Raw genomic sequence first — 26,079 nt, forward strand, 5'->3', positions numbered from 1 at the left:
TCGATCGAGCCGGGGGCCTTCGCCGTGTCGCCGGCAGTCGCCGGCACCGGGGACATCCCGGCCGGCAACCCCTGTCGGGTGCCGGCCGGGAGGTTCGTTCGCGGGTCAGCTGTTCCAGTGCTTGGCGACCAGGTCGGCGGCCTGCTGCTCCCACTGGGCGTAGGCGTCCGGGTAGGCCGAGACCTGTACGGTCTGGGCGGCCTTGGTCAGCGGCATGTCCTGCCAGCCGTCGACCTGCTTGAGGCCCTTCTGGAACGCCATGGTCGAGTAGATCGGGTCGGTGATCTGCTCGGGGGTGCCCCAGCCGGAGGACGGGCGCTGCTGGAACAGGCCCAGCGAGTCGTGGTCGTTGCGGTCGCCGAGGTGGCCGAGGTTCTCCAGCTTCGACTCCTGCAGCGCGGTGCCGATCGAGATGACCGCGGCCCGCTCGTCGAGGCCGGACTTCTTGGTGGCCTCGATGATCGCCTTCACGTTGGCGGTCTGCTCGTCGTTCAGGTCGATCCGCGACTGGTCACCCTGGGTGCCGTGCGGGATCAGCTTGGCGGTGTCGGGCTTGTCGGCCTGCACGGTCACCGCGACGGGGGCGGCGTCGAGGGCCGGGGTGGCGTGGGCATGGGTAGCGGGGCCGGCGAAGAGGCCTCCGGCGAAGGCGAGACCGGCGATACCAAGGGCGCTCTTACGCAGGATGGTGGTGTTCATGGGGATGCTCCTTCGGGGGGTTGACGCCCCTCGCCGACCGGGGGGTCGGGTGCCCGTGGGGGACGGGCCGAGGGGGCGTGGGCACCACGTCGGGGCGCTCATGCGGGTGAGGTAGCTCAGGGGTTCCGGCGGGGCCTGCCGCTCGTACGGGGCTTGCCACTCGTGCCGGGGCCAGGTGTAACGACCGGCGGCCCGGGGTCATTCCGGGGGTGCTGTCCGCGTCCCGGGCGGGGTGCTGCTGCGGTCGTACGCAGGGTGTAACGCCGTCGGCCCGGCCCGGATTCCGTCGGGGGAGTGTCGCCGGTCACCCCACCCGGGCCTTACGCCTGCGGCCCGGATCAGCTCGCGGTGCGCACCGGAGGCGAATCAGGCAGAAACCGGACACAACTCCGGATCGGTCGGGTTCGGGCATCCCCCGAAGTGCCGTGTGGCGGTGGGGTAGTGGTTCTACCGAGGGCAGATCCGCCGCGGGTGAACAGGAGACCCGACCGGCCCACCCAGCCGGCAGGGTGGGACGCATGAGACTGCTGATGCTGGGCGGCACCGGCTTCGTCGGCTCCGCCATCGTGGCCGAAGGGGTACGCCGGGGCTGGTCGGTGACCATGTTCAACCGGGGGCTACACGGGGACACCCCGCCGGGCGTACACCGGTTGCGGGGTGACCGGACCGCGCCGGGCGGGCTGGCCGAACTGGTCGGCGGCGAATGGGACCTGGTGGTCGACACCTGGGACGGTGCTCCCCGCGTGGTACGCGACGCCGCCGCATCGCTCCGCTGCGCCGGGCACTACGCCTACGTCTCCAGCGGCTCCGTCTACGCCCCACCGGTGCCCCCGGGGGTCGGGGAGGAGGCGGCGGTGGTGGAGTCGACGGCGGAGGACACCACGGACGACGACTACGCCCGGTGCAAGGCGGGCGGCGAGCTGGCCGCGACCGAGGCGTTCGGGGACCACGCCCTGCTGGTGCGGGCCGGGCTGATCCTCGGCCCGGGGGAGGACATCGGCCGGCTGCCCTGGTGGCTGCGCCGGGTGGCTCGTGGTGGTGACGTCCTCGCGCCAGGCCCGGCCGACCTGCCCGTGCAGTATATCGACGTCCGCGATCTGGCGGTCTTCACGCTGGACCGGGCCGCCGAGGGTGTCGGCGGTGCGTTCAACGTGATCAGCCGCTCGGGGCACACCACGATGGGTGAGCTGCTGCGCGAGGTGGTGGCGGCGACCGGCTCCACCGCCCGGCTGCGCTGGACCGACCCGGCACCGATCCTCGCCGCCGGGGTGGAGCCGTGGAACGACCTGCCGATCTGGATCCCGCCGGGCCACGAGTACCGGTGGTTGCAGGAACGCGGCGTCGAGAAGGCGTACGCGGCGGGGCTGACCTGCCGCCCGGTGGCCGGGACGGTCGCCGACACCTGGCGCTGGTTGGGTCGGGTGGGGGCGGTGCCGTCGCGCGCCGGTCGACCGGTGCGGGCAACGGTCGGCCTGGACCCGGCGCGGGAGGCCACCCTGCTCGCGACCCATCATCCGGCCTGACCGCGCAGCATGGTGTCCCATCGGAGGGCAGCGGGCTGACGGGTGCCGAGGCCCGGTGGCTGTCCGCCCCTGCGTCATTGTCGAGTCGCCGTGGGCATTTAACCCATACACCCCTTTCATTCTCTACGGAAAGTAATTGGCGTAGACAGATTCTGTCAATGGCCCTAAGGTTCGGCCCACTGGTTCTCATCTTCCACGGGGGAATGTCATGACGCTGGTGTCGATGCTGCCTGTCCATAACGCTGGTGTCCACCGCGTCATGAGTCCTCCGCCGTCGGCCGTTCTGCCGGGTGTGTCGAGTCGCCAACCCTGATGTACAACGAGGACACAGGGCACCCCGTCGGCTTGCTATCCGCGCCGTCCGTTTCGGCCCTCATTCTTCGCCTGCCCACGAGCACCATCCCGTCGATCATCGCTGCGTGGTTCCGGGAACGGGACTCTCCTGCCCTGCTGCTCCCCCTGTGACTACGCCCGTGGAGGCATCGTGACATCCATCCCCCGCACCATCACCGAGCGCCTCCGGAGGCCGACAGCACGTCTCCGGATGACCGCCACCATCGCCTTGACCGGGATGCTGGCTGGCTCGTTGCTGACGGGATCGGGGTCGGCACAGGCGGCACCGGTCGAGTCCGCGTCGACGGCGGGCGATGTCTCGGTGGCACCGGACGCGGCGTCCGCGGTGAAGGCCGCGAAGCGGTCGGGTCACCGGGTCGAGGTGGGGTCCGCGCGTACGGAGTTGACCCAGCTGTTCGCCAACCCGACGGGCGGATTCACCGCCGAGGCCGCGGTGATGCCACAGCGGACGCAACGCGCCGACGGCTCCTGGGCGGACATCGACCTGTCGCTACGGAGATCGGCGGCCGGGTGGACGCCGGCGGCATCGGTCGCGGATGTGCGTTTCTCCGCTGGCGGCAGCGGTCCGGCGGTGGTGCTGTCACGGGCCGGAAAGTCACTGTCGTTGTCATGGCCGACCCGGCTGCCGAAGCCGACCGTGTCCGGGGAGGCGGCTACGTACGCCGACGTTCTACCCGGAACCGACCTGGTGCTGCGCGCGACGCGTACCGGATTCACCCACGTCTTCGTGGTGCGGACGGCGCAGGCCGCCGCGGAACCACGCCTGCGGGAGTTGCGTTTCGCGCTCGGCGGGAACGCGCGCATCACGCGGTCCGGCGACGGGCGGCTGTCGGCGGTGGTGGGCGGTCAGGAGATCGCATCGGCCGAGCCGGCGGTGATGTGGGACTCGACCGTCGGGTCCGTTGCTTCCACCTCGGCCGGCAGGGCGTCCGCTCCGACGGGGGCAGACCCGGCCTCCGGCGCTCGCTCCACCGACGCCGCGCCCGGTGACCGGGCCAGGGTCGCCACCGTCAGTGCCGATTTTCTCAGGCGGACACCTGGTCCTTCGCCCCGACGCGCGGCTGCTCACCGGAGGTGACGCGACCTTCCCGGTGTTCATCGATCCCGCCTGGTCGACGGCCAAGTCCCGGTGGGCATATGCCACCCAGAACAATACGAACAACACGGATACCACCATTGCCCGCGTCGGCAAGGACCCCGACTCGGGCAAGATCTACCGTTCGTACTTCGACTTCCCGCTCGCCGCCATCAGGGGCAAGCACATCGAGTCCGCGTACGTGCAGATGAAGCTCGACCACTCCTGGTCCTGCACCGACACCCCCACGTACCTGTACCACTCCAGCGGCATCGCCTCGGTGCCTCGCACCGCCTGGGCGCCCAAGCTCTACAGCCTGAAGTCGACGGCCCAGTCGCACGCCAACGAGGGCTTCGGTTGTGCGGACTCCCCACAGCCGGACATGACGGTCAACTTCACGGGGGCGGCGGTCACCTCCCTCATCCAGACCCACGCCACGAACAACTACTCCAACGTCACGGTCGGGTTCTGCGCGTGCAGCGGGACGGACGGCTCGGGGGAGTCCACCACCGACCGGTGGAAGAAGTTCTGGCCCAACAGCGCGAAGCTGGTCGTCGACTACGACTCGGTGCCCGGCGCACCGTACAGCCTCCAGGCGTCGGGGGTGGCATGCGCCCCGGGCCAGCGCATCAGCATCGGCACGCTTACCCCCACCATCTCGGCCATCTTCCCGGACGCCGACAACACCCAGGCATTGGCGACCGCCTACGAGTGGTTGCAGGTTCCCAGCACCGGCACCTACGGGGACTCCACTCCGCGCAAGCCCGCCCCCGCAGGTGCGTCCGTGCCTGCCGGTGGGCGCTCCACCACCGCGTCGCTGCCGTTACTGACCGAAGGTCAGGTGTACGCGTTCCGGGCTCGGGCCACCGACCCGGCTCCGTACAGCAAGACCAGCGGGTGGTCGGCCTGGTGCGAGTTCCGAGTGGACACGACCGTCCCATCGGTAGTGGTGACCCGCGACGACCCGGGTGTGCCGCTACCCGGTGACAAGGTCACCTTCGGCTTCGCCTCCACCGACACCACCGTGACGAAGTTCCGGTACGGCTGGGCCTTCCCCGGCACCATCGAGGTTCCGGCGACCACCGCCTGCAGCATCCATATGCCGTCGGGCAACAACGTCTGCTACCGGATCGGCTCGGTGTCGCTGTCCGTACCGAAGTACGGCCAGAACACGCTGTACGTCCGGGCGTACGACGGTGCGGGCAACCCCGGCGACGGCTCCACCGAGTTCATTGCCGGCCGGCCGTCGCCAGCGATCGCGCGCTGGGGCCTGGAGACCCTGCCCGGTGTTGATACCAGCGCAGCGCTCGCGGACAGCCAGCCGTCGCTGGGCGGCGACACCCCCCTGACCGCCAGCAACGTCGACTGGGCCGGGGACGTGCGGATCATCAAGGGCGCGACCGCCACCATGAACGGCACCTCGTCGTACCTGCGGACGGCCGGGCCGGTGGTCGACACCTCGAAGTCGTACGGCGTCGCGGCCTGGGTGCGGCTGTCCTCCCTACCCACCGAGAACATGGCGATCGCCACGCAGAGCGGCGACTGCATGTACGGCTTCTTCTTCGGGGTCTACGTCACGGCAGGCGTACCGAAGTGGAATGTCACCACCCGCAGCACCGACTGCGCCACGGGCACCTACACCTCGGTGAGCCCGCAGAACACCGCGATAACGAGCGCAGACGTCGGGCGATGGCAGCACGTGGCCTTCTCCTATGACGAGCCGACCAGGTCGATGACGTTGTTCGTCGATGGGGTGCCCGTCGCCTCCCAGCCCTGGACGAGTGCCTGGAACGCCACCAATGCGTTCCAGATCGGCCGTAACGCCAGCGGTGGTGTCTCCAACAACCTTTTCCGCGGCTCCATCGCCCAGATGCAGGTGTACAACAGGGCGTTGGTCGAGCACGACTTCACCGGGCAGCGCCGGGATGAGGAGGGGTCCGGCGGCTTCGACGAGCCGGGGATGCTCAAGCCCACCCGGGTGGGTCAGTGGACCTTCGACGGTGCCATGGGCTGCTACGAGGAGAACCCCGCCGACTGGACCCTGTGCATGAGTCCGGAGAACACCGGCTTCGGCCGTCGGCTCGCCCTCACCAAGGGCGTCGATGTCGGCGATGGAAGCCGGGCCAGTTTCCTCTCCTTCGACTCGCAGGCAATCGACGATCCGGCGCAACCGACCGTCGAGTACGGCCGCAGCCAGGACGATCTGCAAGGTGATCCGCAGAACCCGCAGTGGCAGGACGGGCGGGTGCTACGGACCGACCAGTCCTTCTCGGTCTCCGCCTGGGTCCAGCCGAGGTCGCTCGGTATCCAGACCGCCGTCTCGCAGATCGGTGCCAAGCAGTCCTCCTTCTACCTCGGCCAGCGCACCAAGATCGTCAACGGGAACCCCGTGAACTGGTGGTCGTTCAGTGTCTTCGGCGTCGACAGCGACGCCCTCAACGGACGGGTCGCCGACGCGTTCATGACGTCCCGCGAGATGACCGAGGAAGGGGACCTGTCCCACTGGACCCATCTGGTCGGGGTGTACGACGCCTCCCGGCGGGAGGCCCGCCTCTACGTCAACGGGGCCCTCGTGGCCGTGACCCCCTTCGCCAGCCCCTTCACCGGCGCGTTCGAGTCGACCGGCCCGCTGTACGTCGGTGCCGCACGATTCACCCCCGCCGGTGGCGCCACCCAACTGGTCGACCGCTGGCACGGCGACATCGACGACGTGAACCTCTACCAGGGTGCGCTGAGTGACAACGACGTCCGGGACATCAACGACGCCGAAGCCGTCAGGGAAGCCGATGCCACCGGCTGACGGCACTCCGGGTTCCACGCACCCACCCAAGTCAGCCGAGTACGCAGCCCCCGCTGGGAGTCTGGTGAAAACCTCCGTAGGACGATCTGTCCCCGTACGCCGGCCGGGCCGGGCGCTCGCGGCGTTGCTCAGCTCCGTGCTGGTCGTCTCCGGCATGGCGGTGCCCGCTCAGGCGTCCCCGACGTCGGTCAAGCTCACCGGTCAGCGGGAGAAGCTCGACCGGGACGGGCGGACCGCCCAGGGGCAGGCGTACCCGACCAGGCCGGCGACCAGTGCGAAGCTCAGCCCACCGGTCTGGCCGGAGCCCGGTCGGGCGGCGGTGACCCTGCCGCGTGTCGACGACGGCGAGCGCCAGGCCGCGCCGGCCCGGGTGAAGGCCGGGAAGCTGCCGGTCGCGGTGAGCCGGGCACCCGGTGCCGCCGGGGCCCGCACCTCGGAGGTTTCGGTCGAGCTGCTGGACCGGGCCGCCGTGCCGGCAGGGTGGCGCGACGGACTGCTGCTGCGGGTCGGTGACGCCGGCAACCCAGCTGCGAAGGCGGGGGCGAGCACCTCCGGCCAGCCGGGCGCGGCGACCGTCTCGGTGGACTACCGGGCCTTCCGTAACGCCTTCGGCGGCAACTGGTCGTCCCGACTGCGGCTGTGGCAGGTGCCGGAGTGCGCGCTGCGGACCCCGGACCGGGCCGGGTGTGCCGCAAAGCCGCTGCCGTCGCGCAACGACGGGTCGTCGGTGTCGGCCGAGGTGTCCATTGATGCCGGTCAGGCCGATGGGGCGGGGCCCACCGCCCCGACGCTGGTGGCGTTGGCCGCCGACTCGTCCGGCCCGGAGGGGGACTTCGCGGCGACCCCGATGTCGGCGAGCGCGACCTGGTCGGCCGGCACGTCGACGGGTGGCTTCTCGTGGTCGTACCCGATGCGGATGCCACCGGCGATCGGCGGCCCCGCGCCCAGCCTCGGGCTCTCCTACACCTCCGACAAGGTGGACGGGCAGTCCGATGCGTCCAACAGCCAACCCTCCTGGGTCGGTGAGGGCTTCGACCTCTGGTCCGGCTACATCGAGCGCAGCTACGTACCGTGCGCCGACGACATGTCCGGCGGCAACAACAGCACCAACCGCACCGGTGACCAGTGCTGGCGGTCCGACAACGCCACCATGTCGCTCAACGGGCGGGGCGGCGAGCTGATCTACGAGGCGGGGAAGGGCTGGCACAGCCGCAACGAGGACGGCTCGAAGATCGAGAAGCTCGGCGCGGCGACCAACGGCGACGACGACGGCGAGTACTGGAAGGTGACCACGCCGGACGGTGTGCAGTACTTCTTCGGCCGTAACAACCTGCCGGGGCAGAGCAACGCGACGAACTCCGCCTGGACCGTGCCGGTCGCCGGCAACCACGCGAACGAGCCGTGCAACGTGTCGTCGTCGTTCGCCTCGTCCTTCTGTGACCAGGCGTGGCGGTGGAACCTCGACTACGTCGTCGACCCGCGCGGCAACACGATGTCGTACTGGTACGACAAGGAACTGAACCGGTACGCCAAGAACGCGACCTCCACCAACAAGGCCGAGTACGTCCGGGGTGGTGCGCTGCGCCGGATCGATTACGGCACCTGGGACCGTGGCACCAGCGACCGGTCGGTGACGCCGCTGGCCCAGGTGCTCCTGGAGACCCAGGACCGGTGCGCGACGGACTGCCAGACCCACGACGCCGCCCACTGGAAGGACGTCCCGTGGGACCAGGACTGCGCCTCGGGCGCGGCGAACTGCGGGGAGAACTACGGCCCGACGTTCTGGTCCACGAAACGGCTCTCGAAGATCACCACCCAGGTCTGGGACACCACGAAGACCACCCCGGCCTGGCAGCCGGTCGACTCGTGGTCCCTGGGCCACACCTACCCGGCGGTCGGTGACGGCAGTGACCACGCCGGCATGTGGCTCACCTCGCTCGTGCACCAGGGTCTGGTCGGCGGCACCGCGACCATGCCGCCGGTGACGTTCGAGCCGGTGTCGATGCGCAACCGGGTGCTCAGCAAGAACAACACCAGCAACAACCGGATGCGGATCGGGAACATCCTCACCGAGACCGGTGGCAAGATCCAGGTCAGCTACAGCGAACGTGACTGCACCTCGTCCAGCCTGCCGTCCGCGCCGGAGACCAACACCCGCCTCTGCTACCCGGTGGTCGGCCCGGACCCGTACGACGCCAACGCGGAACTCACCGAGTACTGGCACAAGTACGTCGTCACCCAGGTCTCCGAGTCGGACATCAAGGTGATGGTCGGCAGCACCGACCACGGCCAGCCGGTGCAGAACACCTATTACACCTACCTCGGCGCTCCGGCCTGGCACTTCGCCGACGACAACGGCCTGGTGAAGCCGAAGCGCAAGACGTGGAACCAGTTCCGTGGCTACGCCCAGGTCGAGGTGCGCAAGGGCGACGCCCCGGCGCAGACCCTGACCCGGACCACCTTCTTGCGCGGCATGCACGGCGACCGGGTGAGCAAGTCGAGCACCGCCAAGCGCACGGTCACCGTGGCCGCCTCCCTGGGGGCCGAGACGGTATACGACGAGGACCAGTTCGCGGGCATGGTCCGGGAGCAGGTCGTCTACAACGGCGTCGTCACCAACCCGGTCTCCAAGGTGGTCAACGTGCCGTGGCGATCGCCGGCCACCGCGACCCGCACCATCAACGGCGACGAGGTCACCGCCCGCTACACCAACACCGAGGTCGCCTACAACGCCACCGCGCTCGGCGTGGACGGCGCCGGAGGTTGGCGGACCGCGCGGACCGTGTCGGCCTTCGACGACGACTACGGCACGACCGACAGCATCCAGGCCGATGGGGACATCGCCAGCACCGGCGACGAGAAGTGCACCACCTACCACTACAACCGGAACGTCGGTGCCAACATCCTGCAGGCGGTCAAGCAGATCACCGTCAAGGCGGTGACCTGCGCGACCGCGCCGGCCGGCGAGGCCGACATCGTCGCCGACGAGCGGAAGTTCTACGACGGCGCGACCAGCGTGGACACCGCGCCGACCCGGGGTGAGGTCACCCGGGTCGACAGGCTCAAGGACTGGTCGGTCGCGGGCGGCACCGTCTGGCAGACCACCAGCCAGGCCACCTTCGACGTGTACGGTCGGCCGAAGACCGCCACCGACAACCGCGGTCGAACGGTGACCACCGAGTACACCCCGGCCACCGGTGGTCCGGTGACCAAGGTGACCACGAAGACACCGGACCCGAACGGCGGCACCGTCGACTGGGTCAACACCATCGACATCCGGCCGTACTGGGGCCAGCCCGTCCGCACCACCGACTACAACGGCCGTTCTGCCGACCTGGAGTACGACCCGATGGGCCGGCTCGCCAAGGGCTGGGAGGTCGGCTGGGCGAAGGCCGACCATCCGACGATGCCGTCGGTCGAGCACACCTACTTCTACGCGCCGAACCGGGACGCCTACCCGTACACGACGACCCGCAAGCTGCACGCCGGCGGCGGCTACCTGACCTCGTACGAGATCAAGGATGCCTTCCTGCGACCCCGGCAGACGCAGAGCGCCGGGGTGGGCGGCGACCGGGTGGTCACCGACACCCTCTACGACGCGACCGGCCGCGCGGTCACCAGCTACCAGGCGCACGCCGAGCCGGGTATTCCCGACGGCGCGCTCTGGTGGGAGCCGGAGTGGTCGGTGCCGGCGGTCACCAGGACGCTGTACGACAACGCCTCCCGTGCCACCGACCAGATCCTCTTCGGCACCGACGGCGTCACCAACCTGGTGGAGAAGTGGCGCACCACCACGAAGTACCTGGGTGACTCGGTCAAGGTGACCCCGCCGGAGGGCGGCACGGTAACCACCACGAAGACCGACATCGAGGGGCGGACCGTCGAGCTGCGCCAGCAGACCGACGACGCCCAGGCCACCCCCGACCTCGTCACGACGTACGCCTACAACCGCAAGGGCCAGCTCTCGAAGGTCACCGACACCGACGGCAACGAGTGGGTGAACACCTACGACGTCAAGGGCCGGCAGATCACCGCGAAGGACCCGGACAAGGGCACCACCCAGACGACCTACACGGCGTACGACGAGGTGGAGACGACCACCGACGCCACCAACGCCGTGCTCGTCAACGAGTACGACGGGATGGGTCGACGCAAGGCGCTCTACACCGGCAGCATCGCCGCGACGAACAAGTTGGCCGAGTGGACGTACGACAAGCTCTACACCGGGCAGACGCTGCGTGGTCAGCTGACCGAGAGCATCCGCTACGAGTCGGCCGGCTCGACAAACGCCTACAAGTGGCAGGCGCGGACCTTCAACACCCGCTACCAACCCACCGGCGCGAACTACGTCATCCCCGCCAACGAGGGCAGCGGCCTGTCCGGCACCTGGATCTACAGCTACGGCTACTCGTCGTACGACGGCAGCCCCACCAGCATCACCTACCCGGCCGCCGGGGGCCTGACCGCCGAGACCGTGCAGACCGGCTACGACTCGACGACCGGCCTGCCGACCCAGCTGTCCTCCAACCTGACCAACGTCGGCCGTTACGTGATCGGGCAGGACTACACCCGCTACGGCGAGCCCACGCTGACTACCCGCAAGACCGACGGCGGGGTCTACGTCCAGGACGACACCTACTACGACGCCGCCACCCGGCGGGTGACCCGGACGACCGTCAAGCCGGAGACCGCCACCGGCACGGTCAACGACACCAGTTACACCTATGACGCGGCGGGCAACATCCTGTCCATCGCCGACACGCCCCAGGTCGGCACCGCCGACACCCAGTGCTTCCGCTACGACGAGCTGCGTCGGATGCGGCACGCCTGGACCCCGAAGGTCGGTGTCGACTGCGCCGCCGACCCGACGGTCGCCGACCTCGGTGGCCCGGCCCAGTACTGGCACGAGTGGAGCCTCGACAACGTCGGCAACCGCAGCACCGAGAAGGTGCACACGGCGGCCGGGGACACCGTCCGCACGTACACCACGCCCACCGGCGGCACCAACGTCGTCCGTCCGCACGCCGTCACCTCGGTCCTGACCAAGGTGCCCGGCCAGGCCGACGTCACCACCAACTACAGCTACGACAACGTCGGCAACATGCGCTGCCGCCCCGTCAGCGCCACCGCGAACAACTGCACGACCGGCGCCAACTCCCAGACGCTGAACTGGAACGCCGAGGGCAGGCTCGCCTCGGTGAGCGTCGGCGGGCAGACCGTCGAGACCAACATCTACGACGCCGACGGTGCCCGGCTGGTCCGGCGGGACACAACCGGCACCACCCTCTACCTGCCCGGCCAGGAGGTCCGGCGGGAGAGCACCTCCGTCGTCACCGGCACCCGCTACTACAGTTTCGCCGGCAAGCTGGTCGGCAACCGTACGCCGACCGCGTTGACCTGGCTTTTCTCCGACCATCAGGGCACCCAGCAGACGGCTGTCAACGCCGCCACCCAGGCGGTGACGATCCGCCGGCAGACCCCGTACGGCGATCCCCGTGGCAGCGCGCCGCTGTGGACCAACAGCAAGGGCTTCGTCGGCGGCGACAAGGACCCCACCGGCCTGACCCATATCGGGGCACGACAGTACGACCCTGGTCTCGGCCGGTTCGTCTCCGTCGACCCGGTGCAGGACCTGGCCGACCCGCAGCAGTGGAACGCCTACGCGTACAGCAACAACAGCCCGATCACCTTCTCCGACCCGACCGGCCTCAAGGCGTGCTCCGACGATGCCTGCGGTCCCGGTGCCGACTACGTGGACATGTGGGGCAAATACCACGACGTCCCCGGTGACAACGACGGCTGTAACGGCAAGTGTGGTGACGACGACTGGGCTGAGGCCCGGGCGGCGAACGATGCCGGCGGGGGCAACGGCGGCGGTGGCGGCAAGGGCGGCGGCAAGAAGGGCGGCCCCACCGACGAGCAGATCAAACGTGCCAAGGAGATCAAGAAGCAGAACGCGGTCTCGATCGTCATCAGGGCCGGTGGCGAGCTACTGATCAAGTTCTTCGGCATCGATGACATCCTGGGCTGCATCCACGGTGACCTGGCGGCGTGTGCCTGGACGCTCATCGGCATGGTGCCAGGGACCAAGGCGCTCCAGATCGCCCGCAAGGCGGGCACAGTCGTCAAGCTGCTCGGCCGGACCGGCAAGGCACTGATGAAGTGGGCCGACGAGGCGAAATGGTCCCGTGAAATCCTTGAGCGGGCCGAGAAGTGTGTAGCCCCACACAGCTTCGCCCCTTCGACCAAGGTGGTGATGGCCGCTGGCGGCACCAAGGCCATCGGTGAGTTGAAGGAAGGCGACGAGGTCGTCGCCACGGACCCCGAGACGGGCCGGACGGAGGGGCGGGAGGTCACCCAGACCTACCGCCACGAGGACACCGAGCTGACCGACCTGCGGGTGGCGGTGGCCGGCAAGCAGACCAACATCGAGACCACCCAGCACCACCCGTTCTGGAGCGAGACCCGCCACGACTGGATCGACGCCAAGGACCTGCGGGTGGGGGAGCGGCTGCGGTCGCTCGACGGCACGAGGGTGACCCTGCGGGCCTCGCGCTCGTACACGGCCACGAAGGTCATGCACGACCTGACCGTCGCCGACATTCACACGTACTATGTGCTAGCCGGCACCACGCCGGTGCTGGTACACAACACTGGTGGTTCATGTGCTGTCGGACTTCCGAGTGATTCCTATGATCCAGTAGCCGTTGCCGAGCGTAGCGCTGCCAGCCGGGCACTCTATGCTCCTAGTATCCTAGATCGGGCGGTAGAGCTGGGCTTTAAGACCCGAATTCCTGCCCAGAAGGCCCCCTTTAATTCTCATGGGCAAGAAGTGTTCTCGAACGGTAAGAACTTCATTACACGAGATGTTGATGGGCATAATGTGACAGATGGTTGGAAGATGTTTAACCGTAAAGGTCAGAGGATCGGGACCTATGACAGTGACTTGAACTATCTCAAGGAGTAGGATGTTTGCGATCGAGGTGGAGTCGGCCGGCTTGGGGGCCGAAGTAGGTGGGGGGGCGGGCTTTGCAGTCGGGCGAATCACTGTCAACGGCTTCTCGGAAACGTTCGAGATGCCGCTCGGCTTCTGGAAGGCATCTGACTACCAAATCAGCTGGTGCAATGCCTTCGCTATCTTGGAGCAAAGCGCAAATTCGACGTCGTGCTTGATGGCCTCGATGCTGGATCCCGATACCGCCAACTATCTTTTTTGTTGGCCGCTGTATCGTGATGGCGAAAGTGTTTGCGTTCAAAGCTCAATGATACTGCTGGGTGAACTCGGATTCGCATTCGATCCCGGTCGGCCTTGGCTTTCTGTCGCTCCGCATAGCGCCGTGGACGACGATGGAAATCTCATTTCTGAGTGGGTGACGTCTATGGGCTCGTTGAGAGATTTTTTTGGAGTTCGTTGCTCCGAGGTCCTGTAATAATGAGTCTTCCTGGTGACGGTTAGACAGAAGAATGCCGTTAGCTTTATCGCCGCTGTAGAAATTCCCCAGGTTTGACCTGCTGTACCGCGACGCCTTCGAAGCATGAACGGCACTCTCCGCTTTGCGGCCACGGCTGCGCCACCCCCATCCGCGACGGCAGGCAGTCAATCCAGGGTCCCGGCCTGGACCTGCGATCCTGGCTGGGGTGCCCGCCACTCGCTGCGCAGCACTGCAGATCTGGGCCAGGCGAGGAGCCGTACATATAGCGCTCCCGATGGGGCGTGGGGCAGGTCCTGGTCACGTCCGCGCTGGTGGTGTAGGAGACGGCCATCGCGGGATCCGGTCTGAGGGAACGATCGTCAGCGCGGTGCCACCGCCAGGTCCAGTACCTCGTCCACGGTGCGCCTCGGGGTGGCGACCCCCGGCTGGCCGTACCCGATCCGCATCACCATCTGCGGCGTGCCGAACCGCCCCAGCGACAGCCGCAGCGCCTCCCGAGCCCCCGGCACCTCGATCGGCTGCGACAGCAGCGACACCGCCAGCCCCGCATCCGTCGCGGTCAGCAGCACCCGCTGCAACGCCTGCCCGGCGAGCACCTGGTCGGCGACCGTATTGCCGGCCGCGCCGAGCACCGCCACCAGCGGTTCCGGTTCGAAGTCGCGACCGGGGGCCCGGTCCAGGCCGCCGAAGCCCCGCGACGGCAGCAGGTCCTGCGGTTCGGTCTGCGGCCCGCCGGCCCGCGCCGGCACCCCGTCGGGGGCGGGCTCGGTGCGGACCCAGTCGGCGCGTTCGGCGCGGTAGGCGGGGTCGCGTTCGAGCACCCGGTGGGCGCTGCGGGCGATCTCGGCGAAGGCGTTGACCGCGCTCACCCCGATCACCAGTTCCAGCCAGCACTGCTCGGCGCGGGCCGCCTCACCGAGCCGCCAGCGGGCGTCGGCGGGCACCGGGTCGGGCCAGAACGGCGCCCGGTTGCTGAACCGGCGCGGGATGGCCGCGTACAGGCTCTGTTCGGTCGGGGTGGGGCGGCGGGGCAGTTCCGGGACCAGCCGGGCCAGCACATCCGGGTCGGCCGGGTACGGGCGCAGCCGCACGGTTGCCGGGGTGCCCGCCACGGCCAGGGAGAGCCGCAGGTTGAACAGGGCCGCCCCGCCGGCGATCCGGGTTCCCCAACCGCTCGGGTCGGTGGCCGGCAGCCGGCGGGCCGGGTCGGCTGACACCTCGATCCCGCCGTCGCGCAGTCGGAACCGCCACGGCTGGGTGTTGTGCAGGGACGGCGCGCGGACGGCGTCCGCGACGGCGGCCCGTAGCTGCGCCTCGGTGTACCCGGTGCCCATGGTCGTGCTCCTTCCGTGGCGGTTCATGCCGCGCCACCCCGAGCGGGGAACGCCTCGCCCCGGCCGGCCGACGCCGATCCGGTTTCCCGGTGGTGGTTCCCCTCCACGGTCGGTCACCCGGGGGTGTGCCGGGCAGGGCCGGACGTCCCGACCCGTCGGGCCGCCCTCCCCGGGACGACGCGCCAGGTTAGGGACCTTCGGCCCGTGCGGAGACCGGTCCGGGCGGGTAGAAACGAGGGATGATCCGGGTGTTCCTCCTCGACGACCACGAAGTCGTCCGCCGTGGCCTTGCCGACCTGTTGCAGAGCAGCGGCGACATCGAAGTGGTCGGCGAGTCCGGCTCCGCGCAGGAGGCGTCCCGACGGATTCCCGCCCTCCGGCCGGACGTGGCGATCCTCGACGCCCGGCTGCCCGACGGCAACGGCATCGACGTGTGCCGGGACATCCGGGCGGTGGACTCGTCGATCAAGGGGCTGATCCTCACCTCGTACGAGGACGACGAGGCGCTGTTCGCCGCGATCATGGCGGGTGCGGCGGGGTACGTGCTGAAGCAGATCCGGGGCACCGACCTGGTCGACGCGGTGCGTCGGGTCGCCGCCGGGCAGTCGCTGCTCGACCCGGCGATCACCACCCGGGTGCTGGAGCGCATCCGCAGCGGTGTCGAGCAGCCCCGCGAGCTGAAGACGCTCACCGAGCAGGAGCGCCGCATCCTGGAGTACGTGGCCGAGGGGCTGACCAACCGGGAGATCGCCGGCAAGATGTTCCTGGCCGAGAAGACGGTGAAGAACTACGTCTCCAGCGTGCTGGCCAAGCTGGGCCTGGAACGTCGTACCCAGGCCGCCGTCCTCGCCACCCGCCTGCTCGGGCAACGCCACTGACCCACCCGGCCGGGCGCGACCGGAGGATCGTGGCTCAGTCGCGCAGCGGGACCGACCAGTGGAGCTGGGTGCCGTGCGGGTCGACCCGGCGTACCTCGAACTCCCCGCCGTGGCGCTCCGCGCGCTCGCGCAGGTTGACCAGGCCGCCCCGGGCGGCGGCCGGATCGCAGCCCACGCCGTCGTCGGTGACCGTCACGGTGACCCGGCCGGCGTCCACCCGGACGGCGACGGCGACCCGGTCGGCTCCGGCGTGGCGTACCGCGTTGGACAGCGCCTCGCGGAGCACGGCGGTGAGGTCGGGGCGGACCGGCTCCGGCACGGCGCTGTCGATCGGACCGTCCAGCTCCACGGCGGGGCGGAAGCCGAGCGACTCGGCAGCCACGTCGACCGCCTCCCGGATCTCGGTGCGCAGGGCCGCGCTCATCGGGGTACGCAGCTCGAAGATCGTGCGGCGGATGTCCCGGATGGTGGCGTCGAGGTCGTCGACGGCCGCGTTGATCCGCTTGGCCACCTCGGGACGGGCGTTCACCGCGCCGCTCTGTAGTTGCAGGCCGGTGGCGAAGAGCCGCTGGATCACCACGTCGTGCAGGTCCCGGGCGATCCGCTCGCGGTCCTCCAGGACCACCAGCAGCTCCCGTTCCTCCTGGCCCCGGGCCCGCTCCATGGCCAGCGCCGCCTGCCCGGCGAAGCTGGCCAGCAGCCGGACGTCGGCGTCGGCGGCCCGGCCGGCGTCGGGCCGGTGGGCGACCACCAGCACCCCGTGCAGGGTGTCGGCGGCGGCGAGCGGGGAGACCACCGCCGGGCCGGCGACCACCGGCACCGGCCAGGGCGCCGCCTCGGCCAGGTTGTCCAGCAGCTCGCGGCGGCGCTCGGTCACCGAGCCGGCGAAACTGGTCTCGGTGGCCGGCAGCACCGCGCCGACCAGCCCCGAGGCGACGTCGTCGGCGGAGTCGACCACCTCGACGGTGAACTGGCCGGCGTCCTCGTCGTAGAGCAGCACCAGCGCCAGCTCCGCCTCGGCGACCTCCCGGGCCCGCCGGGCCACCAGGCTCAACGCGTCGGTACGGCGCACCTCGCCGAGCAGCACCGAGGTGATCTCGGCGGTGGCGGCCAGCCAGCGTTCCCGCCGGTGGGCCAGCGCGTAGAGCCGGGCGTTCTCGATGGCCACGCCGGCCGCCGCGGCCAGCGCCACGACGATCTCCTCGTCGTCCTCGGTGAACTCCGGGGCGCCCTGCTTCTCGGCGAGGTAGAGGTTGCCGAAGACCTGGTCGCGGATGCGCACCGGCACGCCGAGGAAGCTGTGCATCGGCGGGTGGTGCGGCGGGAAGCCGTACGACTGGGGGTGCTGGGTGATGTCCGGCATGCGTACCGGGCGGGGCTCGTCGATCAACAGGCCGAGCACCCCCCGCCCGTGCGGCAGGTCACCGATCCTGGCGTGCAGCTCGGGGCCGATGCCGTGGGTGATGAAGTCGTGCAGCAGCCGGTCGGGTCCGATCACGCCGAGCGCGCCGTAGCGTGCGCCGACCAACTCGCAGGCCGCCTGCACGATCCGTTGCAGGGTGCTGCGCAGGTCGAGGTCCGTGCCGATGCCGACCACCGCGTCCAGCAGCGCCCGCAGCCGCTCCCGGCTGGTCACCACGTCGCCGACCCGGTCCAGCATCTCCTGGAGCAACTCGTCGAGGCGGACCCGGGACAACGGGCTCAGCCCCAACGACGGGGTCGGATGTTCGTTGCGGGGAGTTGGTGCGCTGGCGGCCACGCGGGCGATGGTACCGCCCGGTGACCGTCCGACACGAAATCCTCAGGACCGCTGGTCGCGGACCGCGGAGGTGTCCACCACCTGCTCGGTGGGCAGCCGGGGGGTGTGCGGCGGGCCGGCGTGCGTCGGGTCCGCGATCCCGATCCGCAGCACCAGGTACGGGTAGCCGAGCCCGCTGAGCAGCTGACGCAGCGTCTGCCGGGTGCCGGGCACCTCGACCACGCCGGACAGCGGCACCACCGACGCCCCGTGCCGGGTGGCGACGAGCCAGAGCGCGGAGAGCGCCTCACCGGCCCGCAGCCAGCTGTCCGGTTCGTCCTCGTCCCCGTAGAGCAGCCCGTACGCGGCGGCCTTGTCGTGCCCCGGGCCCACCGGGAGGTCGCCGGGGCTGCCGAAGTCCCGGGCCGGGACGGTGGTCTGCGGCTGGTTCTGCGGCAGCACCTCCGGCGGCAGACCGGTGCCGGTGCCGGCCCGGTTGGTCCAGTACTGCAACTCCTCGCGGGTCTGCGGGTCCTCCGCCTCGACCACGCCGGCGTGTGAGGCGGTGGCGGCCAGCTCCATCACCTGGTCGGAGTCGAGGATCTGCAACCGGGCCCCCTCGGCGCTCGCCGCGGAGGAGATGTCGCCGATCGCCTCGGCCGACACCGGTTCGTCACTGAGCGGGCGGCGATCGGTGTGCCGCACCTGCATGCACTGCACCAGGCGCATCGCGTCCGGGTCGGCCCCGGAGCGGGTCAGGCCGGTCAGCCGGGCCAGCAGGTCCGGCTGCTCCGGGTCGGGCAGCCGCTCGACCACGGCCGTCCAGCCCTCGGCGGCCAACGCCACCCGGGCGTGGTGCAGGGCCGCGCCGCAGCTCAGCCCCAGCAGGCGGCCCTCCGGGTCGGTGGCGGTCAGCTGCCGGTCCCGGACCACCCGCAGTTCGAGGGAGTCCGGCAGGACCCGCCAGCGCCACGGCTGCGTGTTGTGCACCGAGGGGGCGTAACCGGCCGTCGCGGCTGCCTCCGCGAGCGCGGTGGTCAGCGGGCGATCCGTCGCGGGCGTCTGGTGGCTCATCGGCACGACCTTTCCGTTTCTCCCCATCGTGCCCCACTCGGACGTTTCCGGGGTGGGGATGTGACTCCAGCCTGCCCCCTCGGCCGCGACCCGGGCACGGTACGCGGACCCCTCCGGCCGGGCACTTCGGCCCGTCCGATTCCGCCGGATCGCCGTTGCGCCGACCCGGTCGCTGGGACGATCCGCAGGTGAGCGGGGAACCGCAGGAGTGTGTTCCGGAGCGGCCGGCCGGCCGGCGCCGGGTGCGCTGGCGCGAGTGGACGCCGTTGACCCTGCTCACCGTGGCGGTGCTGGCCGGGGCGGCGCTGTGGCTGGCCGGCCGGCGTGGCCCCGCCGACGGAGTCTGGGCGGCGGTGACCCTGGTGGCGTTGGCACCGGCGGTCTGGGCGGTGCTGCGTCAGGTGTGGCGGCGGCGGTTCGGGGTGGACGTGATCGCCGTGCTGGCGTTGGCCGGCGCGCTGCTCGTCGGCGAGTTCCTGGCTGGTGCGGTGATCGCGGTGATGGTGGCGACCGGCCGGGCGTTGGAGTCGTACGCCCAGGGTCGGGCGACCCGTGACCTGCGTGCCCTGCTGGAGCGGGCACCCCGGCAGGCGCGTCGGCGTACCCCCGACGGGGGCATCGAGGTGATCGGGCTGGACCGGGTCGCGGTGGGCGACCGGCTGCTGGTCGGGCCCGGGGACGTGGTGCCGGTCGACGGTGTCCTGGAGGCTGCGGCGACGCTGGACGAGTCGGTGGTGACCGGCGAGTCGCAGCTGGCCGGTCGGGCCGCCGGGGAACAGGTGCCCAGCGGCGTCGTCAACGCGGGCGCCGCCGTCGGCCTGCGGGCCACCCGGGACGCGGCGGGCAGCACGTACGCGGGGATCGTCCGGCTGGCCCAGGAGGCGACCGCCCACCAGGCGCCGATGGTACGGCTCGCCGACCGGTACGCGGCGGCGTTCGTCCCGTTCACCCTGCTGCTGGCCGGGGTGGCCGGGCTGTGGTCGGGGGAGTTCGTCCGGGCGGTCGCCGTGCTGGTGGTGGCGACGCCGTGCCCGCTGCTGCTGGCCACCCCGATCGCGATCGTCTCCGGGCTGTCCCGGGTGGCCCGGCGGGGTGTGCTGGTGCGCGACGGCGGGTCGCTGGAACTGCTCGGTCGGGCCCGTACCCTGCTGGTCGACAAGACCGGCACGCTGACCGCCGGGCGGCCCCGGGCGGCGGAGACGGTGGTGGCCCCCGGCGGTGACCGGGACGAGGTGCTGCGGCTGGCCGCGTCGGTGGAGCAGCTCTCCCCGCACGTGCTGGCCGTGGCGCTGGTACGGCAGGCCCGCCAGCGGCGGCTGCCGCTGGCCGAGCCGACGGAGGTGACGGAGGAGCCGGGGCGGGGGGTCAGCGGCCGGGTCGACGGGCGGCCGGTGCGGGTCGGGCAGCTCAGCGGCGACCTGCCCGACTGGGCGGAGCTGGCCCGGGACCGGGCCGAGCTGGCCGGGTGGTCGACGGTGTGGGTGAGCGACGACCACGGCCCGCTCGGTGCGATCCTGCTGGAGGACCCGGTCCGCCCGGACGCCCGGCGGACGGTACGGCGGTTGCGGGAGGCCGGACTGGCCCGGCTGGTGCTGCTCACCGGGGACCGGCCGCGTACCGCCGAGCAGGTGGCGCGGGCGGTGGGGGTGGACGAGGTGCTGGCCCGGTGTTCCCCGGAGCAGAAGGTGGCCCAGGTGCGGCAGGAGTCGCAGCGGGCGGTCACCGTGATGGTCGGCGACGGGGTGAACGACGCGCCCGCGCTGGCGGCGGCGCACGTCGGGGTGGCGATGGGGGCGACCGGGGCGACTGCCTCGGCGGACGTCGCCGACGCGGTGATCACCGTGGACCGGTTGGACCGGCTCGCCGACGCCGTCGAGATCGCCCGCCACGCCCGCCGGATCGCTGTGCAGAGCGCCGCCGTCGGGATGGCGCTGGCGGTGCTCGCGATGCTGGTCGCCGCCGCCGGCCGGCTGCCGCCGGTGGCGGGCGCCTTCCTCCAGGAGGGCATCGACGTGCTGGTGATCCTCAACGCCCTCCGGGCCCTGCGCGGCGGGTTGCGCCGCCGGGACGTCCCACCGGGCACCCGCGAGCTGCTCGACCGGTACGCCGGCCAGCACCCCGGGGTACGCGACGTGCTCGCCCGGGTGCGGGACACCGCCGACCTGGTGGCGACCCGGCCGGAGTCCGCGCGGTGCCTGCCGGCGCTGCGCGACACGCACCGCCGGCTGACCGACGAGGTGCTGCCGCACGACGACGCCGAGGAGCGGCAGCTCTACCCGGCGTTGGCCGGCCCGCTCGGCAGCGACGAGGCCACCTCCACGATGAGCCGGGAACACGTGGAGATCCACCGACTGGTGGACCGGATCGGCGGCCACCTGGCCCAGGCCGACGGGCGGCTGCGCCCGGACCAGGTGCCCGACCTGCTCGCCAGCCTGTACGGGCTGGACGCGGTGCTGCGTCTGCACCTGGCCCAGGAAGAGGAGGACTACTTCTCCCTCGACCCCGACCCGCCGGACCCCGGCAGCCGGTGAGGTGGCGACCGCCGAGCCGTGGAGGGTGTGCCCGGCGGCGGTGAGCCGTTCGGGGTCGACGAGCCGACGGCCGGAGCCGGGTCAGCGTTCGCGGACGATCGCGACCGGGCAGTGCGCGTGCTGGATGAGCTGCTGGCCGACCGAGCCGAGGAGCATTCCCCGCAGCCCGCCCCAGCCCCGGCTACCGACCACCACCAGTTGCGCGTCCCGGCTCTCCTCGACGAGCGCGGCAGCCGGTCGGGCCGGTGCGATCTCCACCGTGACCGGAACATCGGGAAAGGTCTTCCGCCACTCGGCGAGGGCTTCCTCGATGTGGGCCCGGTCCGCCGCGAGGGTGGCCTCGGCGTCGTGGTCGGACGGCCGCCAGCGGTCGTCCGGCGGTTCGAAGGCCCGCAGCACCCGCAGCGGCGTGTCCCGCTGCGCGGCCCGTTCGACGGCGAAGCCGAGCGCCGTGCGGGACTGCTCGGAGCCGTCGAAGCCGACCACCACCGGGCCGGCGGCCTTGGCCTGTGTCTCGCGGACCACCACCACCGGGCAGTGCGCGTGGGCGGCCACCGAGACCGCCGTGGAGCCGGCGAGCAGGCCGGTGAACCCGCCGTGGCCCCGGCTGCCGAGCACCAGCAGCCCGGCCTCGGCGGAGCGTTCCTCCAGCACCAGCGCGGGCGGGCCGTCGAAGACCTCTCCGTGCACGGTGACGCCGGGGTGCGCGGCGACGGCGTCCGAGGCGGCCTGCTGCACCAGTTCCTCGACCTGCCGCCGGGCGGTGTCGTCCGGCCAGATCCCGGGGGCCACCCCGGGACCGACCCAGCCGGCCACGGTCAGCCACTCGAAGACGTACGCCAGGCGGACGGGGCGTCCGCTGCGCTGCGCCTCGGCCAGCGCCCAGTCCAGGGCGACGCCCGCGTCCGCGGAGCCGTCGTAGCCGACCAGGATCTCGTCGGTGTTCATCGTCTCGTCCTCTCCTGGGTGGTGGTCACGGGGTGGCGGGCGTCGGTCGAGGCCCCGGGCCGGTCCGCGCCGGCATCGGCACGGGTCACCGACCCTCGAGTTGGGCCGGCTGGGTCTCCCGGATCCAGCGCCACTCGGCGACCCGGGGGTCGTCCTCGCCGTACTGGCGGGTGTGGTCGCGGCAGGCCTGTCGGGCGTCGACCATCTCCTGACGCAGGTGGGCGGCGCGCGAGGCCAGGCCGGGCACCCGGTCGATGACGTCGATGACCAGGTGGAAACGGTCCAGGTCGTTGAGCATCACCATGTCGAACGGCGTGGTGGTGGTGCCCTCCTCCTTGTAGCCGCGCACGTGCAGGTTGTCGTGGTTGGCCCGCCGGTAGGTGAGCCGGTGGATCAGCCACGGGTAGCCGTGGTAGGCGAAGATGATCGGCTTGTCGCGGGTGAAGATGGTGTCGAACTCGTTGTCCGGCAGGCCGTGCGGGTGCTCCGAGGACGGCTGGAGCCGCATCAGGTCGACCACGTTGACGACCCGCACCTTCAGCTCGGGCAGGTGCTGGCGGAGCAGGTCGGCGGCGGCGAGGGTCTCCAACGTCGGTACGTCACCGGCGCAGCCGAGCACCACGTCCGGCTCCTGGCCGTCGTCGGTGCTGGCCCAGTCCCAGATGCCCAGGCCGCGCCGGCAGTGCTGGACCGCCTCGTCCATGGTCAGCCAGTTCGGCGCGGGCTGCTTGCCGGCCACCACCACGTTGATGTAGTGCCGGCTGCGCAGGCAGTGGTCCATGGTGGAGAGCAGGGTGTTGGCGTCCGGCGGCAGGTAGACCCGGACCACCTCGGCCTTCTTGTTGACCACGTGGTCGATGAAGCCCGGGTCCTGGTGCGAGAAGCCGTTGTGGTCCTGCCGCCAGACGTGGCTGGAGAGCAGGTAGTTCAGCGAGGCGATCGGCTCCCGCCAGGGGATGCCCCGGGTCACCTTCAACCACTTCGCGTGCTGGTTGACCATCGAGTCGACGATGTGGATGAACGCCTCGTAGCTGGTGAAGATGCCGTGTCGGCCGGTCAGCAGGTAACCCTCCAGCCAGCCCTCGCAGAGGTGTTCGGAGAGCACCTCCATCACCCGGCCGTCGGGGGAGAGGTGGTCGTCGGTGGGCTCGATCCGGCCGTCGAAGGCCCGGTCGGTGACCTCGAAGGCTGCCCCGAGCCGGTTGGAGGCGACCTCGTCCGGGCCGAACAGCCGGAAGGTCTGCGGGTTGGCGGTGATCACGTCGCGGACCCAGGTGCCGAGCACGCCGGCCGCGCCCACCACCGGCTCACCCGGCTGCTGCACGTCGACGCCGTAGTCGCGGAAGTCCGGCAGGGTCAGGTCGCGCAGCACCCGCCCGCCGTTGGTGACCGGGTTGGCGCTCATCCGGTGCTCGCCCTTCGGCGGCAACGCGGTCAGCTCGGCCACCGGGGCGCCGGTGGCGTCGAAGAGCTCCTCCGGCCGGTAGCTGCGCAGCCAGCGCTCCAACTCGGCCAGGTGCTCCGGGTTGTCGCGTACCTCGGAGATGGGTACCTGGTGGGCGCGGAAGGTCCCCTCGACCTGCTTGCCGTCGACCCGGGCCGGGCCGGTCCAGCCCTTCGGGGTCCGCAGGATGATCATCGGCCAGCGGGGACGCTCGACCCGGCCGCCGGAGCGGGCCACCCGCTGGATCTCGGCGATCTCGTCGCAGGCCCGGTCCAGGGTGGCCGCGAGGAGCTGGTGCACCTGCTCCGGGTCGTCCCCGGCGACCAGGTACGGCTGGTAGCCGTGGCCGCGCATCAGGCCGAGCAGGTCGTCGGTGGGGATCCGGTCCAGCACCGTCGGGTTGGCGATCTTGTAACCGTTGAGGTGCAGGATGGGCAGCACCGCGCCGTCGCGGGCCGGGTTGAGGAAGACGTTGGACTGCCAGCTGCCGGCGAGCGGGCCGGTCTCCGCCTCACCGTCGCCGATGACGCAGGCGACCAGCAGGTCCGGGTTGTCGAACGCGGCGCCGTAGGCGTGGCTCAGGGCGTACCCCAGCTCGCCGCCCTCGTGGATCGAACCCGGCACCTCCGGCGCGACGTGGCTCGGGATGCCCCCGGGGAAGGAGAACTGGCGGAACAGCCGCTGCATGCCGGTCTCGTCGCGGCTGACCGAGTGGTACAGCTCGCTGTAGGTGCCCTCCAGCCAGGTGTTCGCCACCAGGGCCGGGCCGCCGTGACCGGGGCCGGTGACGAAGATGGCCGACAGGTCACGGTTGACGATGACCCGGTTGAGGTGGGCGTAGAGCAGGTTCAGGCCGGGGCTGGTGCCCCAGTGGCCGAGCAGCCGGGGCTTGACGTGCTCGGGAGCCAGCGGCTCGCGCAGCAGCGGGTTGTCGAGCAGGTAGATCTGCCCGACGGTGAGGTAGTTCGCCGCCCGCCAGTAGGCGTCCAGCCGGCGCAGCTCGTCGTCGGTCAGGGGGCTGTGCAGGTCGAGAGCGGTGTCCATGCTGCAAAAGCCTCTCGCGGGTCGGGGAGTTCTGCACCCGGAAGCGCCGTTTCGCCCCGGGCAGACCCAGTCTTCGCGCTCACGCGGTCATCGATCAGGGCCGTTGGTCCCGGCCCCTGGGGACGTCATGCCCCGGCCGGTACGGCGGAAACCAGCCCGCGGACCACGATGACCGGCGCCGGCGAGTGGTAGAGCAGGGTCTGGCTCACCTCGCCCAGCATTCCCCGCCCCGGCTCGTCGCCCCGGGCCCCCACCAACGCCACCTGCGCCGACCGGGACTGCTCCACCAGGACGGTCCCGGGATCGCCGCGTACGGTGTGGCACTCCGCCGGCACTGCCGGGTGACGCCGGCCGGTCTCGGCGACCAGGCTGGTGAGCACGTCGTCGTCGGGTCGCCCCGGCTCGACGGCCCGGACCGCGATGACCCGGGCCTGTCGGCGGGCGGCGCAGCCGAAGGCGAAGTCGAGCGCGGCCCGGGAACTGGGCGATCCGTCCACGCCGATCAGCACCGGCCCCGGGGGCGGCGGGTCGGGGCGGACCACCAGCACCGGGCAGCCGGCTCGGGCGGCGAGCTGCACGGCGGGCGCGTCGGCCGGAACGCACTTCCCGCAGCCGGCCATCCCGCCGTCCCCGATGGCCACCAGGAAGGCCGTCTCGGAGCGGCGGATCAGCGCCTCGACCGGTGCCCCCTCGACGATCTCACCGCTGACCGACACCCCCGGTTCGACCTCGTTCGCGGCTGCGGCGGCGCGGGCGATCAGCTCCTCGGCGGCGTCCCGGCTGCCGGCCGCCGATGGTCCCGCCAACGCGGCCTCCCAGTTGAAGGCGTGCAGCAGGGCGAGGTCCCGACCGTGCGCGGCGGCCTCCCGGGCGGCCAGCCGGACCACCGTCAGGTCCGTCGGCGTCGGGCCGACACCGGCCACCACCGGCCCGCCGGTGGATCGGGTCATCCGGTTCACCTCCCGGGCGTCCCGCACGGTACGGCCACGCCGTCCCCACCGACGCTAGTCGCGCCGGCCACCCGACGGGGGCGGATCACCGCACGCCGCACCGCCAGGGGGAGGAGGGGGCGGGGGCGGGGGCGGGGGCGCTCAGGATGTCGCCTTGCGCTATGAAGCAACCTATCGGAAATGTGTATTGCGGTTGTGGTTCCATCTCTTCCATTGGGATTTCGGTCACCGGTCGCACCTGAGTAATGGTGATT

The 26,079-nt window shown here is 71.1% G+C and carries 14 protein-coding genes; 7 read left to right on the forward strand and 7 right to left on the reverse strand.

Annotated elements, in window-relative coordinates; genetic code table 11:
- Window positions 1–105: 105 nt before the first annotated feature.
- On the reverse strand, window positions 106–699 hold the full coding sequence (locus tag ACIG87_RS20530) for a hypothetical protein (RefSeq protein ID WP_396852342.1): 594 nt from the start codon (window positions 697–699) through the stop codon (window positions 106–108).
- A 518-nt stretch (window positions 700–1,217) separates the two neighbouring features.
- Between ACIG87_RS20530 and ACIG87_RS20535 the strand changes: the two genes are divergently transcribed.
- The 5 genes from ACIG87_RS20535 (at window position 1,218) to ACIG87_RS20555 (ending at window position 13,881) form a co-directional block, all read left to right on the forward strand.
- Window positions 1,218–2,222, forward strand: coding sequence for an NAD-dependent epimerase/dehydratase family protein (locus tag ACIG87_RS20535; RefSeq protein ID WP_396852344.1), 1,005 nt, complete (start codon window positions 1,218–1,220; stop codon window positions 2,220–2,222).
- Window positions 2,223–2,766: 544 nt separating this feature from the next.
- Window positions 2,767–3,654 (forward strand): hypothetical protein, encoded by an 888-nt coding sequence (locus ACIG87_RS20540; protein WP_396852345.1) that lies wholly within the window; start codon window positions 2,767–2,769, stop codon window positions 3,652–3,654.
- A complete protein-coding gene (locus tag ACIG87_RS20545) occupies window positions 3,590–6,451 on the forward strand; it encodes a LamG domain-containing protein (protein ID WP_396852346.1) in 2,862 nt (953 codons plus the stop codon). The genes ACIG87_RS20540 and ACIG87_RS20545 overlap by 65 nt, the downstream gene beginning before the upstream one ends.
- 64 nt (window positions 6,452–6,515) lie before the next feature.
- Window positions 6,516–13,418, forward strand: a complete 6,903-nt coding sequence (locus ACIG87_RS20550; protein WP_396852348.1) for a polymorphic toxin-type HINT domain-containing protein — start codon at window positions 6,516–6,518, stop codon at window positions 13,416–13,418.
- A gap of 1 nt (window position 13,419) precedes the next feature.
- Entirely contained in the window at window positions 13,420–13,881 is a 462-nt protein-coding gene (locus ACIG87_RS20555; RefSeq protein WP_396852350.1) for a hypothetical protein, read from the forward strand.
- Window positions 13,882–14,243: 362 nt separating this feature from the next.
- Here the strand turns inward: ACIG87_RS20555 and ACIG87_RS20560 are convergent, their stop codons facing one another.
- Window positions 14,244–15,218: an Acg family FMN-binding oxidoreductase gene (locus ACIG87_RS20560; RefSeq protein WP_396852352.1), complete on the reverse strand. Its 975-nt coding sequence runs from the start codon at window positions 15,216–15,218 to the stop codon at window positions 14,244–14,246.
- Between the two features lie 239 nt (window positions 15,219–15,457).
- On the opposite strand from ACIG87_RS20560, the gene ACIG87_RS20565 reads away from it, so the two are divergent.
- Window positions 15,458–16,096: a response regulator gene (locus tag ACIG87_RS20565; protein WP_396852353.1), complete on the forward strand. Its 639-nt coding sequence runs from the start codon at window positions 15,458–15,460 to the stop codon at window positions 16,094–16,096.
- 34 nt (window positions 16,097–16,130) lie between these two features.
- Here the strand turns inward: ACIG87_RS20565 and ACIG87_RS20570 are convergent, their stop codons facing one another.
- Together ACIG87_RS20570 and ACIG87_RS20575 are read right to left on the reverse strand one after the other, a co-directional pair.
- On the reverse strand, window positions 16,131–17,801 hold the full coding sequence (locus ACIG87_RS20570; protein WP_396852404.1) for a GAF domain-containing protein: 1,671 nt from the start codon (window positions 17,799–17,801) through the stop codon (window positions 16,131–16,133).
- Between the two features lie 96 nt (window positions 17,802–17,897).
- Window positions 17,898–18,908 (reverse strand): Acg family FMN-binding oxidoreductase, encoded by a 1,011-nt coding sequence (locus ACIG87_RS20575; protein WP_396852355.1) that lies wholly within the window; start codon window positions 18,906–18,908, stop codon window positions 17,898–17,900.
- Window positions 18,909–19,096: 188 nt separating this feature from the next.
- Between ACIG87_RS20575 and ACIG87_RS20580 the strand changes: the two genes are divergently transcribed.
- Window positions 19,097–21,439: a heavy metal translocating P-type ATPase gene (locus tag ACIG87_RS20580; protein WP_396852356.1), complete on the forward strand. Its 2,343-nt coding sequence runs from the start codon at window positions 19,097–19,099 to the stop codon at window positions 21,437–21,439.
- 81 nt (window positions 21,440–21,520) lie between these two features.
- Here the strand turns inward: ACIG87_RS20580 and ACIG87_RS20585 are convergent, their stop codons facing one another.
- The 3 genes from ACIG87_RS20585 to ACIG87_RS20595 all read right to left on the reverse strand — a co-directional run bounded on the left by ACIG87_RS20585 (window position 21,521) and on the right by ACIG87_RS20595 (window position 25,825).
- Complete coding sequence (locus ACIG87_RS20585; RefSeq protein ID WP_396852357.1) at window positions 21,521–22,387, reverse strand: universal stress protein; 867 nt, start codon at window positions 22,385–22,387, stop codon at window positions 21,521–21,523.
- Window positions 22,388–22,472: 85 nt separating this feature from the next.
- Window positions 22,473–24,875, reverse strand: a complete 2,403-nt coding sequence (locus tag ACIG87_RS20590) for a phosphoketolase (protein ID WP_396852358.1) — start codon at window positions 24,873–24,875, stop codon at window positions 22,473–22,475.
- Between the two features lie 125 nt (window positions 24,876–25,000).
- Window positions 25,001–25,825 (reverse strand): universal stress protein, encoded by an 825-nt coding sequence (locus tag ACIG87_RS20595; protein ID WP_396852359.1) that lies wholly within the window; start codon window positions 25,823–25,825, stop codon window positions 25,001–25,003.
- Window positions 25,826–26,079 lie beyond the last annotated feature (254 nt).

Origin of the sequence: Micromonospora sp. NPDC051925 (assembly GCF_044548625.1) — a bacterium.
Lineage (GTDB): Bacteria > Actinomycetota > Actinomycetes > Mycobacteriales > Micromonosporaceae > Micromonospora.